Raw genomic sequence first — 14,296 nt, forward strand, 5'->3', positions numbered from 1 at the left:
TTTTTTGATATGTTGGCTACAGCGGATTTAAATCCAGCACAACATCAGTTCAGACAAAAACAGGGTCGGGTAAGGTAAATGGCAAAGGTATCACTGGAGAAAGACAAGATTAAATTCCTGCTGGTTGAAGGCGTGCATCAAAAAGCGCTTGATAGCCTTCGTGCAGCAGGTTACACCAACATCGAATTTCACAAAGGCGCGCTGGACACCGAAGAGCTGAAAGCGTCCATCCGTGATGCCCATTTCATTGGCCTGCGATCCCGTACCCAACTGACTGAAGACGTGATTGCCGCGGCGGAAAAGTTGGTTGCCATCGGCTGTTTCTGCATCGGTACCAACCAGGTTGACCTGAATGCCGCCGCAAAACGCGGTGTGCCTGTCTTTAACGCCCCGTTCTCCAACACCCGTTCCGTGGCGGAGTTAGTGATTGGCGAGCTGCTGCTGTTGCTGCGTGGTATTCCGGAAGCTAACGCCAAAGCGCACCGCGGCGTGTGGAACAAACTGGCTGCGGGTTCATACGAAGCCCGTGGTAAAAAACTCGGTATCATTGGCTATGGCCACATCGGTACTCAGCTGGGGATCCTGGCTGAATCCCTGGGGATGCATGTCTATTTTTATGATATCGAAAGCAAACTGCCGTTGGGCAACGCCACTCAGGTTCAACACCTCTCTGACCTGCTGAACATGAGCGACGTGGTCAGCCTGCATGTGCCGGAAAATGCGTCGACGAAAAACATGATGGGTGCTGAGGAACTGGCGCTGATGAAGCCGGGGTCACTGCTGATCAACGCCGCGCGCGGTACGGTTGTCGATATTCCGGCGCTGTGCGATGCGCTGAAGCGTAAGCATCTGGCGGGGGCGGCAATCGACGTCTTCCCGACTGAGCCTGCTACCAACAGCGATCCGTTCACCTCTCCGCTGTGCGAATTCGACAACGTGATCCTGACGCCGCACATCGGCGGCTCGACGCAGGAAGCGCAGGAAAATATCGGTCTGGAAGTCGCGGGCAAGCTGAGCAAATACTCCGACAACGGTTCTACGCTCTCTGCCGTGAACTTCCCGGAAGTGTCTCTGCCGTTGCACGGTGGCCGTCGTCTGCTGCACATCCATGAAAACCGTCCGGGCGTGCTGACTGCGATCAACCAGATCTTTGCCGAGCAGAGCGTCAACATTGCCGCGCAGTATCTGCAAACGAACTCTCAGATGGGTTACGTGGTAATTGATATTGAAGCGGACGAAGATGTAGCGGAAAAAGCGCTGCAGAGCATGAAGGCCATTCCGGGTACCATTCGCGCCCGTCTGCTGTACTGATTCTGTTTCTGTGAGCATAAAGCCGGGTCGCTACCCGGCTTTATTTTACCAGCGCCAGGTTTTGCCCGGCGTCACTACCGCAGGCAGCGGAATATCCCACTTCTCTACCGGCAAGGCTTCCACGCCCTGACAGTCATGTGCGTACCCCACAGGCTGTAAATGATACTGCTGCCAGTTTTGCAGCGTCCTGTCATAAAAACCGCCACCCATCCCTAAGCGCTGACCCTGCTCATCAAACGCCACCAGCGGCGTGATCAGCACATCCAGTTCTGATAGGGGGAGGACGTCGCGGACGTCGAGTTTTGGTTCGGTGATTTTCAGACGATTCACCACCAGTTCGCTGTGCGGATGGTAATGTAAAAACAGCAAATTTCCCCGGCTAAACGGATGCAGCACCGGCAGGTACACTCTTTTCCCGGCGCGCCACAGCTGTTCTATCAGCGGTTGAGTATTCAACTCGCCATCAAATGAGAGGAACAGGGCGACGGTACGCGCCATCACAACAGGGGGATAGGCCATCATACGGGCTGCGCCTTGCTGGGCAAACTGTGCTTGCTGTTCGGGAGTTAACGCACGACGGCGTTGACGCATGAGCTGACGGATGTCCTGGCGTGAGGAAGAGACTTCAGGGAGTTGGGTCATGGTAGTCGGTAGAAGAAAAAGAGAGGGAATCTCCGAGATGCCGCCGCAGGCTGTAACCCTTGAACCCTTGGTTCAAGGTGAATGTGTCGTCATAGTTTTAAGGCTTCTCGGACGAACCGAGCATGCTCACCAACCATGGAGCGCCACATTCTTGTGGTATGAAATATCGGCTCAGGGGACTGGCCCGCTTGCGAACATCTCAGAGAAATTTTGTCTTCACAGTTACTCTACCATAGTCAACTGAGAAGTGTTATTCAAACTTTGGTCCCGGTCTTTCGGGATTGCGACCTTGATCAAGCAATGCCTGTTCAATGGTCTGCTGGAGCATTTTAATGCGCTGCTCCATGCTTGCCGCGTAATCGCGGGTCTTCGCTTTTTCCTGAGTCAGTTCATAACTGATGTTCAACGCGGCGATGAAAACCAGCTGCTCAGTATTTGTGACTCTAGTGCGTTCTTTGAGATCTTGCAACCGCTGATTCAAATCGTCCGCAGCCTGATTCAAGGCATCCCTTTGTTCAGGCGGACAATTCACTCGCAGTGAACGGCCAAAAATCTGGAGATCGACGGGTTGTGCAGACATGCCACCTTCCTGCTGATTGACTGCGCTGCCTTCGCTTACTGCCCCGGGGGCTGCGAAGGGGCGACACTATAGCTACCCTGATGTGAAGATACAAGCCCTTTTCTGGTATCACCAGGGTCCAAAGTGGTAGCATATCATGAATATTCCTCCCAACGATGACGAATGCGCATGTCTATACAGAACGAAATGCCTGGTTACAAGGATTTAAACCAGTTACTGAACCAGCAGGGAGTCGGTTTAACCTCTGCGGAAATGCACGGTCTGATCAGTGGCATGCTGTGCGGCGGAAACAGCGACAGCTCATGGCAGCCGCTGATCCACGACCTGACGAACGAAGGGCTGGCGTTTGGTCACGAGCTGGCGGAAGCCGTGCGTAAAATGCACTCCGCGATCAGCGATTCGCTGGAAGACGATGGCTTCCTTTTTCAGCTTTATCTGCCTGAAGGCGATGACGTCAGCGTCTTCGATCGTGCCGATGCGCTCGCAGGTTGGGTTAACCACTACCTGTTGGGGCTGGGCGTCACGCAGCCGAAACTCGATAAAGTGACCGGCGAAGCGGGTGAGGCGATCGACGATCTGCGTAACATTGCGCAGTTGGGCTACGATGAAGACGAAGACCAGGAAGAGCTGGAAATGTCTCTCGAAGAGATCATCGAATACGTTCGCGTTGCAGCGTTGCTGTGCCACGACCACTTTACGCGTTCGCAGCCGACCGCACCGGAAGTCCGTAAGCCAACCTTACATTAAGAAAAATAACGCACAGGAGGGTGTCATGGTTATCTCAAATCAAGAGTATTCGCGCCGTCGTCAGGCGCTGCTGGCCAATATGCAGCCGGGCAGCGCCGCGCTGATTTTTGCTGCGCCAGAAGTGACGCGCAGCGCCGACAGCGAATACCCCTATCGCCAGAGCAGCGATTTCTGGTACTTCACCGGCTTCAACGAGCCGGAAGCGGTACTGGTGCTGATTAAGAGTAATGACACCCACAACCACAGCGTGATTTTTAACCGCGTTCGCGTTCTCACAGCCGAAATCTGGTTTGGCCGCCGCTTAGGGCAAGAGGCTGCGCCAGAGAAGCTGGGGGTGGATCGGGCACTGGCATTCAGTGAAATCAACCAGCAGCTCTATCAACTGCTGAATGGCCTGGATGTGCTTTACCACGCGCAGGGCGAGTATGCGTATGCCGATGAGATTGTCTTTACCGCTCTGGATAAGCTGCGCAAAGGTTCGAGGCAGAATCTGTCCGCGCCAGCCACCCTGACGGACTGGCGTCCGGTGGTGCATGAGATGCGTCTGTTCAAATCGCCGGAAGAGCTGGACGTGATGCGCCGCGCGGGTGAAATCAGCGCGCTGGCACACACCCGTGCCATGGAGAAATGCCGCCCGGGAATGTTTGAATACCAGCTGGAAGGGGAGATTCATCACGAATTTAACCACCACGGCGCGCGTTATCCTTCATACAACACCATTGTCGGCGGCGGTGAAAACGGCTGCATTCTGCACTACACCGAAAACGAAAGTGTGCTGCGCGACGGGGATCTGGTGTTGATTGACGCCGGATGCGAATTCCAGGGGTATGCGGGCGATATTACCCGTACGTTCCCGGTGAACGGTAAATTCACCCCCGCACAGCGCGCGGTGTATGACATCGTCCTCGAATCGCTCGAGACGGCGCTCAGGCTGTACCGTCCGGGCACGTCCATTCAGGAAGTGACCGGCGAAGTGGTGCGCATCATGATCACCGGTCTGGTGAAGCTCGGTATCCTGAAAGGTGACGTGGATACCCTGATTACCGAGAACGCGCATCGTCCGTACTTTATGCACGGCCTGAGCCACTGGCTGGGGCTGGATGTGCATGACGTGGGAGCGTACGGTGTCGATCGTTCCCGCGTGCTAGAGCCAGGCATGGTATTAACCGTTGAGCCGGGGCTGTATATCGCGCCGGATGCCGACGTGCCGGAAGCATACCGTGGGATTGGCATTCGTATCGAAGACGACATCGTCATTACCGAAACCGGCAACGAAAACCTGACCGCCAGCGTCGTGAAAAATGCTGACGATATCGAGGCGCTGATGGCAGCGGCACGCGTATGAGCGTGATTATCGTTGGCGGCGGGATGACCGGAGCCACGCTGGCACTGGCCATCTCGCATTTTACGCAGGGAAAACTGCCGGTGCATCTGGTGGAGGCCGTTGCGCCAGAGGCCTCTGATCACCCCGGTTTTGATGCCCGCGCCATTGCACTGGCGCAGGGTACCTGTCAGCAACTCTCACGCATTGGCATCTGGCAGGCGATAGCCGACTGCGCGACGGCGATTAACACCGTTCACGTCAGCGATCGCGGTCATGCCGGTTTCGTTACCCTGGATGCGCATGATTACCGTATAGATGCGCTGGGCCGGGTCGTGGAGCTGCACGACGTCGGGTTACGCCTGTTCCGCCTGCTTAAGGATGCGCCAGGCGTGACCCTGCATTGCCCGGCGCGTGTGGCCAGCTTTAGCCGCAGTGACGCGTCGGTCAACGTGGTGCTGGAAAACGGTACCGTCCTTGAAGGCCAGCTTCTGGTAGCGGCAAACGGTTCGCGCTCTTCGCTCGGCACGCAGTGCGGCGTGGAGTGGCGACAACAGCCCTACGGGCAGGTGGCCGTCATTGCTAACGTTTCGACAGCGGGCGCTCACAACGGCCGCGCTTTTGAGCGTTTCACCCAGCATGGCCCGCTGGCGATGCTGCCCATGTCCCACGATCGCAGTTCGTTGGTGTGGTGCCATCCGCAGGACAACGCGGCTGAGATACAAACCTGGTCTGACGAACGTTTTTGTACCGAGCTGCAAAAAGCCTTTGGCTGGCGGCTGGGACGTATTACCCACGCGGGAAAGCGGAGCGTATACCCGTTGTCGCTGACCACCGCCTCGCAGTCTATCTCCCATCGCATGGCGCTGGTCGGCAATGCCGCGCAGACATTGCATCCCATCGCCGGGCAGGGGTTTAACCTCGGGCTTCGCGACGTGATGAGCCTGGCAGAAACGCTTTCACAGGCGTGGAGCGAGCAAAAAGACTGTGGTGCCTGGTCGGTGCTCAGCCATTACCAGAAGCGACGCCGGGCAGATAAAGAGGCGACGATTGGTGTGACGGATGGTCTGGTGCACCTGTTTGCCAATCGCTGGGCACCCCTGGTTGCAGGCCGCAATCTTGGGCTGATGGCGATGGAATTATTCATTCCGGCACGTGACGTGCTGGCGCAGCGGACTCTTGGTTGGGTCGCGCGTTAAGGAGTTATCACCGTGCAAAATGTTGATGTCGCCATCGTTGGCGGCGGAATGGTAGGACTGACGCTGGCCTGTGGTTTACAGGGCAGCGGCCTGCGCGTTGCGGTACTGGAGCAAAACGTGCCGCAGCCTGTCGCGCAGGACGCGCCGCCGGAACTGCGCGTCTCGGCAATCAATGCGGCCAGTGAAAAGTTGCTGACGCACCTTGGCGTCTGGTCAGAGATCGTGGCGCAGCGTGCCAGCTGTTATCACGGCATGGAAGTGTGGGACAAAGACAGCTTTGGTCATATCGCGTTTGATGATGAAAGCATGGGCTACAGCCATCTGGGACACATCATCGAAAATGCCGTTATCCACCATGCTCTGTGGCAAAAGGCGCAGTCCTGCAGCGATGTCACGCTGCTGGCACCGGCGCAAATCCAGCAGGTCGCCTGGGGAGAAAACGACGCCTTTATCACCCTGCAAAGCGGTGACATGCTGACCGCGCGACTGGTTGTGGGCGCTGACGGTGCCAACTCCTGGCTGCGTAACAAGGCGGATATTCCGCTGACGTTCTGGGACTATCGCCATCATGCTCTGGTGGCAACGATTCGCACTGAAGAGCCGCACGGTGGGGTGGCGCGCCAAATCTTCCACAATGACGGCATTCTGGCATTCCTGCCGTTGAGCGATCCGCACCTGTGTTCGATTGTCTGGTCTCTGGTTCCTGATAAAGCGCAACAGATGCAGGAGGCGACTCCCGAGGCGTTTAACCAGGCGCTGTGCGTCGCGTTTGATAACCGTCTTGGGCTATGCACCCTTGAGAGCGAGCGGCTGGTGTTCCCGTTAACCGGACGCTATGCGCGTCAGTTTGCGGCGCACCGTCTGGCGCTGGTGGGTGACGCGGCGCATACGATCCATCCGCTGGCCGGGCAGGGCGTGAACCTTGGCTTTATGGACGCGGCAGAGCTGGTAGAAGAGTTGCGTCGCCTGCATCGCGAAGGCAAAGATATCGGCCAGCATCTCTATCTGCGTCGCTACGAACGCAGCCGTAAGCACAGTGCAGCGGTGATGCTGGCAGGCATGCAGGGTTTCCGTGAGCTGTTTGCCGGCGCGAATCCAGCGAAAAAACTGCTGCGCGACCTCGGCCTTAAACTTGCCGATACCCTTCCGGGCGTAAAACCTCAACTCCTTCGCCAGGCGATGGGTCTTAACGACCTGCCGGACTGGCTGCGCTAATATAGACCCCCGTCACACTTTGTTTTCCCGGCCTCTGCGCCGGGGAAATTCGCTCGTTTGAAATAATCTAATTTCACCGCATTTTTCGCATTAGAAAATCTAATCTTACTATTTTTATGCTACGGAAATTCCGCCCGTTTTTCCGCATGAAATATCACCATCTGCTAAATCCTGTTAGAGCAATGTTAATTTTATGCGGGTTTAATCGCAGTTTGCCAGTGAATAACTCTGTAAGCTTTTTCGTGTTTTTAGGTCATAAGCTAATGTGATGGCCCGTTTTACCTTATGGTTAATCGCCGGTTTCGGTGGTAAGTTCAGGTAAAAGAGAACGTTTGCGTCGGGGTCCAGAAAGCGATCGCGGCGCCGGGTTTCGTGGCACTGTTCAGGTGTGCGAAACGCAAGACAGCCCTGCTTATTCAACGAGGAAAAGATGGCTCAACAGACTCCTTTGTACGAACAACACGTGTTATGCGGCGCACGCATGGTGGACTTCCATGGCTGGATGATGCCGCTGCACTACGGCTCGCAGATTGATGAGCACCACGCGGTGCGCACCGATGCCGGTATGTTCGACGTGTCACACATGACGATTGTCGACCTGCATGGCAGCCGCACCCGGGAGTTTTTACGTTATCTGCTGGCAAACGACGTCGCCAAACTGAAGACGCCAGGCAAAGCGCTCTACACCGGCATGCTGAATGCCTCCGGCGGCGTAATTGATGACCTCATCGTCTATTACTTCTCTGAAGATTTCTTCCGCCTCGTTGTAAACTCCGCCACCCGCGAAAAAGACCTCTCCTGGATTACCCAACACGCTGAACCTTACGCCATCGATATCACCGTCCGCGATGATCTGTCGCTGATCGCCGTGCAGGGGCCGAACGCGCAGTCTAAAGCCGCCTCTCTGTTCAGCGATGAGCAGCGTAAAGCCACCGACGGCATGAAGCCGTTCTTCGGCGTACAGGCGGGCGATCTGTTTATCGCGACCACCGGCTACACCGGTGAAGCGGGCTATGAAATTGCCATGCCGAATGAGAAAGCCGCCGATTTCTGGCGTGCGCTGGTGGAAGCCGGCGTTAAGCCGGCAGGTCTGGGCGCGCGCGATACGCTGCGTCTGGAAGCCGGTATGAACCTCTACGGGCAAGAGATGGATGAAGGCGTGTCACCGCTGGCGGCCAACATGGGCTGGACCATCGCCTGGGAACCGGCTGACCGTGAGTTTATTGGCCGTGAAGCGCTGGAAATGCAGCGTGAAAAGGGCACTGAACAGCTGGTTGGCCTGGTGATGACCGAGAAAGGCGTGCTGCGCGGCGAGCTGCCGGTGCGTTTTACAGATGCTGACGGCAACCCGCGTGAAGGCGTGATCACCAGCGGTACCTTCTCCCCGACGCTGGGCTACAGTATTGCACTGGCGCGTGTTCCGGCGGGCATTGGCGAAACGGCAGTGGTGCAAATCCGCAACCGTGAAATGCCGGTCAACGTGACCAAACCGATTTTTGTTCGCGCCGGTAAGCCGGTCGCCTAATCATTTTTATCAGGAGAACTTCAATGAGCAATGTGCCAGCAGAACTGAAATACAGCAAAGAACACGAGTGGCTGCGCAAAGAGGCGGACGGCACTTACACCGTAGGGATCACCGAGCATGCGCAGGAGCTGCTGGGCGACATGGTGTTTGTTGACCTGCCTGAAGTCGGCGCATCCGTGGAAGCAGGCGATGACTGCGCCGTGGCCGAGTCCGTTAAAGCGGCTTCTGATATTTACGCCCCGGTAAGCGGTGAAATTGTTGCCGTGAACGACGCCCTGAGCGACTCCCCGGAGCTGGTGAACAGCGAGCCTTATGAAGGCGGCTGGATCTTCAAGATCAAAGCCAGCGACGAATCGCAGGTCGCCGCGCTGCTGGATGCCACCGCGTACGAAGCGCTGTTAGAAAACGAGTAAGCCTTAGCCCTCTCCCCTTTGGGGGGAGGGTAGGGTGAGGGGAACAGACGACACCCTCACCCCAGCCCTTTCCCTCCGGGAGAGGGAGAAAACACATTCACTGCACGTTTCAGGAACCATCGCTCATGACACAGACTTTAAGCCAGCTTGAAAACCGTGGCGCCTTCATTGAACGTCACATTGGGCCGGATGCTCAGCAACAGCAGGAGATGCTGAAGACAGTTGGCGCGGATTCATTAAATGCACTGATCGGCCAGATTGTGCCAAAAGACATCCAGCTTGCCACGCCGCCTCAGGTGGGTGAAGCCACCACTGAATTCGCCGCTCTGGCGGAGCTGAAGGCGATTGCCGGCCTGAACAAGCGCTATAAGTCTTACATTGGCATGGGCTACACCAACGTGCAGTTACCCCCGGTTATTCTGCGTAATATGCTGGAAAACCCGGGCTGGTACACCGCCTACACCCCGTATCAGCCAGAAGTTTCTCAGGGCCGTCTGGAAGCGCTGCTGAACTTCCAGCAGGTTACGCTGGATTTGACCGGCCTGGATATCGCGTCCGCTTCACTGCTGGATGAAGCCACCGCCGCCGCCGAAGCAATGGCAATGGCGAAGCGCGTGAGCAAACTGAAAAATGCCAACCGCTTCTTCGTGGCAGCGGACGTGCATCCGCAAACGCTTGATGTGGTTCGTACCCGTGCCGAAACCTTTGGTTTTGACGTGATTGTCGACGACGCCGACAAAGTCCTCGATCATCAGGATGTGTTTGGCGTGCTGCTGCAACAGGTCGGCACCACCGGTGACGTTCACGACTACAGCGCACTGATTGCTGAGCTGAAAGCCCGCAAAGTGGTTGTCAGCGTCGCGGCTGATTTTATGGCGCTGGTCCTGCTGACGGCTCCAGGTAAACAGGGCGCGGACATTGTTTTCGGTTCTGCACAACGCTTTGGTGTCCCGATGGGCTACGGTGGCCCACATGCGGCGTTCTTTGCCGCAAAAGATGAATTCAAACGCTCCATGCCTGGCCGTATCATCGGCGTTTCAAAAGATGCCGCCGGTAACACCGCGCTGCGCATGGCAATGCAGACTCGCGAGCAGCATATTCGTCGTGAGAAAGCGAACTCCAACATCTGTACCTCGCAGGTCCTGCTGGCCAATATCGCCAGCCTGTACGCTGTCTTCCACGGTCCGGTTGGCCTGAAACGTATTGCCAGCCGTATTCACCGTCTGGCGGATATTCTGGCCTGTGGTCTGCAGCAGAAAGGCCTGAAACTGCGCCACGCCCATTACTTTGACACGCTGTGCGTTGAAGTGGCTGACAAAGCCGCGGTGCTGGCTCGTGCTGACGCGGCAGAGATCAACCTGCGTAGCGACATCCATAACGCGGTAGGCATTACCCTGGATGAAAGCACTACCCGCGAAGATATCGTTAACCTGTTTAACGTCTTGCTGGGCGATGCGCACGGCCTGGATATTGATACGCTCGATAAAGATGTCGCGCTCGACAGCCGCTCTATCCAGGAAAGCATGCTGCGTGATGATGCGATCCTGACTCACCCGGTGTTCAATCGCTACCACAGCGAAACCGAGATGATGCGCTATATGCACTCTCTGGAGCGCAAAGACCTGGCGCTGAACCAGGCGATGATCCCGCTGGGCTCCTGCACCATGAAGCTGAACGCTGCGGCAGAGATGATCCCAATCACCTGGCCTGAATTTTCCGAGCTGCACCCGTTCTGCCCACCAGAGCAGGCGGAAGGTTACCATCTGATGATCAACCAGCTCTCCGACTGGCTGGTGAAGCTGACCGGTTACGATGCACTCTGCATGCAGCCAAACTCCGGAGCGCAGGGGGAATACGCGGGCCTGCTGGCAATTCGTCACTATCACGAAAGCCGCAATGAAGGGCATCGCGATATCTGCCTGATCCCAAGTTCTGCGCACGGCACCAATCCGGCGTCTGCCCAGATGGCGGGTATGGAAGTGGTGGTAGTGGCCTGCGACAAGAACGGCAACATTGACCTGGCCGATCTGCGTGCGAAAGCCGAGCAGGCGGGCGAAAAACTCTCCTGCATCATGGTGACCTACCCGTCCACCCACGGAGTGTACGAAGAGACCATCCGTGAAGTGTGTGAAGTGGTCCATCAGTTCGGCGGTCAGGTTTATCTCGACGGTGCGAACATGAACGCACAGGTTGGCATTACCTCTCCGGGCTTTATCGGCGCGGATGTGTCGCACCTGAACCTGCATAAAACTTTCTGTATTCCACACGGCGGTGGTGGTCCGGGTATGGGCCCAATCGGTGTGAAAGCACACCTGGCGCCGTTTGTCCCAGGCCACAGCGTAGTGCAGATTGAAGGCATGTTGACCCGTCAGGGCGCGGTCTCTGCGGCACCGTTCGGTAGCGCCTCAATCCTGCCCATCAGCTGGATGTATATCCGCATGATGGGCGCGGAAGGGCTGAAGCAGGCAAGCCAGGTGGCTATCCTCAATGCTAACTACATCGCAACGCGTCTGAAAGAAGCGTATCCGGTGCTCTACACGGGCCGTGATGGTCGCGTGGCGCACGAGTGCATCCTCGATATCCGTCCTTTGAAAGAAGAGACAGGTATCAGCGAGCTGGATATTGCTAAGCGTCTGATTGACTACGGATTCCATGCGCCAACCATGTCGTTCCCGGTGGCGGGTACGCTGATGGTTGAACCCACCGAGTCTGAAAGCAAAGTTGAGCTGGACCGCTTTATTGACGCGATGCTGGCTATCCGCACTGAAATCGACCGCGTGAAAGCCGGTGAGTGGACGCTGGCTGATAACCCGCTGGTTAACGCACCGCACACCCAGAATGAGCTGGTCTCCGGGTGGGAGCACGGTTATACCCGTGAGCAGGCGGTGTTCCCGGCTGGCATAGCAAACAAATACTGGCCGACCGTGAAACGTCTCGATGACGTCTACGGTGACCGTAATCTGTTCTGCTCTTGTGTGCCAATGAGCGAATACCAGTAATCGTTTCGCGGTTATAATGTGTACAGGCCGGGTCAGCGTTAACGCTACCCGGCTTTTTTTATAAGGAGACATAGATGGCAATTGCACTGGTCACCGGCGCCAGCCGCGGTATCGGTAAAGCCACCGCGCTGCAGCTGGCGCGCGAAGGCTACACCGTGGCGGTGAACTATCACCACAACATTAAAGCCGCGACGGATGTGATCACGATGATTACCGACGCGGGGGGCACCGCGTTTGCCGTGCGTGCAGATATCAGTGATGAAGCTCAGGTGCTGGCAATGTTCGACAGTATCGATCGTGAAGCCGGACCGCTTACCGCACTGGTGAACAACGCCGGGATCCTGTTTGAACAATCCACGATTGAACACCTCTCCGCTGAACGGATCAACCGCGTGTTAGCCACGAACGTGACCGGTTATTTCCTCTGCTGCCGCGAAGCGGTAAAACGCATGTCGTTCAGACATGGTGGTAAAGGCGGCGCGATCGTGAACGTGTCATCCGCGGCATCGCGCCTCGGTGCTCCGGGTGAATATGTGGATTACGCCGCGTCCAAAGGTGCTGTTGATTCGTTGACGACGGGATTATCGCTGGAAGTGGCAGCGCAAGGGATCCGCGTAAATTGCGTGCGTCCCGGGCTGATTTACACCGAGATCCATGCATCTGGCGGTGAGCCGGGCCGGGTGGATAGGGTCAAATCCATGCTGCCTATGCAGCGTGGCGGTCAGCCGGAAGAGGTGGCGCAGGCGATTGTCTGGCTGCTGAGCGAGAAAGCCTCGTATGTGACGGGAAGTTTTATTGAACTGGCGGGTGGGAAATAAACATCTCCTCTCCCCATCGGGGAGAGGAGAAAAGCGTTAAAGCGTCTCGCCGTTGCTGGCAATCACGTCTTTGTACCAGTTAAAGCTCTTTTTCCGCGAGCGTGACATATCGCCGGTACCGTCGTCGTGCTTGTTCACATAAATAAAGCCGTAGCGCTTGCTGTACTGGCCGGTAGTGAACGACACGCAGTCGATGCAGCCCCACGGGGTATAACCCATCAGATCCACGCCATCATACGTGACGGCTTTCATCATCTCTTCCACGTGCGCACGCAGGTAGTCGATGCGGTAGTCATCGTTGATGCTGCCGTCTTCTTCTACTTTGTCGTAGGCGCCAAAGCCGTTTTCCACGATAAACAGCGGTTTCTGATAACGCTCGTACAATTCGCACAGGGAATAGCGCAGACCCACCGGGTCAATCTGCCAGCCCCAGTCAGAGGCTTTCACATGCGGGTTCGGTACGCTGCCTTCAAAGCCTGAGATAGCATCGCCAGTACCGCCTTCCGCTTTCACGGCGTTGGTCATGTAATAGCTGAAGCCCAGATAGTCACAGGTGCCTTCACGCAGGATCTCCTCGTCACCCGCTTCCATATGGATGGTGAAGCCACGGCGTTCCCATTCATTAAGCACATAGGATGGGTAGTAACCGCGCAGCTGGACATCGGTAAAGACATAGCGTTCACGCATGGATTCCTGTGCAAACATCACGTCCTCTGGTTTACAGGAGAACGGGTAGAGCGCCACCATTGCCAGCATACAGCCGACTTTCATTTCCGGGTTAATGCGACGCGCCGCTTTCACCGCCAGCGCGCTGGCAACGAACTGGTGGTGCAGCACCTGGTACATGGTCTCTTCCGGATTGTCATGCTCGGTATAAACCACGCCTGAGCAGCAGTAGCCAAACAGCGGCGCACGCCAGTTACGCTGGTTGTTGATCTCGTTAAAGGTCATCCAGTATTTGACCTTATTTTTGTAGCGCTCAAACACCACTTCCGCGAAGCGCACAAAGAAATCCACCACGTTACGGTTGGTCCAGCCGCCGTACTCCTGCACCAGGTGGAGCGGCATTTCGAAGTGGGAGAGGGTAATGACCGGTTCAATATTGTATTTCAGCAGCTCATCGAACATGTCGTCGTAGAACTTCAGGCCTTCTTCATTCGGCTGTGTTTCATCCCCTTTCGGGAAGATACGCGTCCAGGCGATAGAGGTGCGGAAACATTTGAAGCCCATCTCAGCAAACAGCTTGATGTCTTCTTTGTAATGGCCATGGAAGTCGATAGCTTCGTGGTTAGGATAGTATTTCCCCGGCACGACTTCCTGCGTGATTTCGCGCGGCACGCCGTGCGCACCGCCCGTTAAGACATCGCAGATGCTCGGCCCTTTACCGCCTTTGTTCCAGCCGCCTTCAACCTGGTGAGCGGCCACTGCACCGCCCCATAAAAAGTCTTTTGGTAGGGTAAGTTTTTTCATCGCTGCTATTCTCAGTAAATGACATATTGCGTTCGAGTCTAGCAAAGCGGAATTAA

At 56.3% G+C, this 14,296-nt stretch carries 12 protein-coding genes and 1 other RNA gene; 9 read left to right on the forward strand and 4 right to left on the reverse strand.

Annotated elements, in window-relative coordinates; genetic code table 11:
* Window positions 1-78 precede the first annotated feature (78 nt).
* A complete protein-coding gene (gene serA, locus HV157_RS18760) occupies window positions 79-1,311 on the forward strand; it encodes a phosphoglycerate dehydrogenase (RefSeq protein ID WP_014171529.1) in 1,233 nt (410 codons plus the stop codon).
* Between the two features lie 45 nt (window positions 1,312-1,356).
* On the opposite strand, the gene HV157_RS18765 is transcribed toward serA, so the two are convergent.
* The 3 genes from HV157_RS18765 to zapA form a co-directional block, all read right to left on the reverse strand.
* Window positions 1,357-1,953: a 5-formyltetrahydrofolate cyclo-ligase gene (locus tag HV157_RS18765; protein ID WP_182268823.1), complete on the reverse strand. Its 597-nt coding sequence runs from the start codon at window positions 1,951-1,953 to the stop codon at window positions 1,357-1,359.
* A 25-nt stretch (window positions 1,954-1,978) separates the two neighbouring features.
* A non-coding RNA gene (gene ssrS, locus HV157_RS18770) (6S RNA) lies at window positions 1,979-2,162 on the reverse strand.
* Window positions 2,163-2,203: 41 nt separating this feature from the next.
* Window positions 2,204-2,533, reverse strand: a complete 330-nt coding sequence (gene zapA / locus HV157_RS18775; RefSeq protein WP_006811891.1) for a cell division protein ZapA — start codon at window positions 2,531-2,533, stop codon at window positions 2,204-2,206.
* A gap of 168 nt (window positions 2,534-2,701) precedes the next feature.
* On the opposite strand from zapA, the gene HV157_RS18780 reads away from it, so the two are divergent.
* The 8 genes from HV157_RS18780 (at window position 2,702) to HV157_RS18815 (ending at window position 12,770) form a co-directional block, all read left to right on the forward strand.
* Entirely contained in the window at window positions 2,702-3,280 is a 579-nt protein-coding gene (locus HV157_RS18780; protein ID WP_025203274.1) for a YecA family protein, read from the forward strand.
* A gap of 31 nt (window positions 3,281-3,311) precedes the next feature.
* Window positions 3,312-4,625 (forward strand): Xaa-Pro aminopeptidase, encoded by a 1,314-nt coding sequence (gene pepP / locus HV157_RS18785; RefSeq protein WP_182378594.1) that lies wholly within the window; start codon window positions 3,312-3,314, stop codon window positions 4,623-4,625.
* A complete protein-coding gene (ubiH, locus tag HV157_RS18790; RefSeq protein ID WP_049023380.1) occupies window positions 4,622-5,800 on the forward strand; it encodes a 2-octaprenyl-6-methoxyphenyl hydroxylase in 1,179 nt (392 codons plus the stop codon). Before pepP ends, ubiH begins: the two co-directional genes overlap by 4 nt.
* A 12-nt stretch (window positions 5,801-5,812) precedes the next feature.
* Window positions 5,813-7,015, forward strand: coding sequence for an FAD-dependent 2-octaprenylphenol hydroxylase (gene ubiI / locus HV157_RS18795; RefSeq protein ID WP_182268824.1), 1,203 nt, complete (start codon window positions 5,813-5,815; stop codon window positions 7,013-7,015).
* Between the two features lie 430 nt (window positions 7,016-7,445).
* Window positions 7,446-8,540 (forward strand): glycine cleavage system aminomethyltransferase GcvT, encoded by a 1,095-nt coding sequence (gcvT, locus tag HV157_RS18800; protein ID WP_020883724.1) that lies wholly within the window; start codon window positions 7,446-7,448, stop codon window positions 8,538-8,540.
* Window positions 8,541-8,563: 23 nt separating this feature from the next.
* A complete protein-coding gene (gene gcvH / locus HV157_RS18805) occupies window positions 8,564-8,953 on the forward strand; it encodes a glycine cleavage system protein GcvH (protein ID WP_014171522.1) in 390 nt (129 codons plus the stop codon).
* Window positions 8,954-9,078: 125 nt separating this feature from the next.
* On the forward strand, window positions 9,079-11,952 hold the full coding sequence (gcvP, locus tag HV157_RS18810; RefSeq protein WP_020883726.1) for an aminomethyl-transferring glycine dehydrogenase: 2,874 nt from the start codon (window positions 9,079-9,081) through the stop codon (window positions 11,950-11,952).
* Window positions 11,953-12,026: 74 nt separating this feature from the next.
* Entirely contained in the window at window positions 12,027-12,770 is a 744-nt protein-coding gene (locus HV157_RS18815; RefSeq protein WP_025203278.1) for an SDR family oxidoreductase, read from the forward strand.
* Between the two features lie 36 nt (window positions 12,771-12,806).
* Here the strand turns inward: HV157_RS18815 and bglA are convergent, their stop codons facing one another.
* Window positions 12,807-14,240, reverse strand: coding sequence for a 6-phospho-beta-glucosidase BglA (gene bglA / locus HV157_RS18820; RefSeq protein ID WP_025203279.1), 1,434 nt, complete (start codon window positions 14,238-14,240; stop codon window positions 12,807-12,809).
* Window positions 14,241-14,296 lie beyond the last annotated feature (56 nt).

Source organism: Enterobacter sp. RHBSTW-00318 (genome assembly GCF_014101375.1).
Classification (GTDB): domain Bacteria; phylum Pseudomonadota; class Gammaproteobacteria; order Enterobacterales; family Enterobacteriaceae; genus Enterobacter; species Enterobacter ludwigii.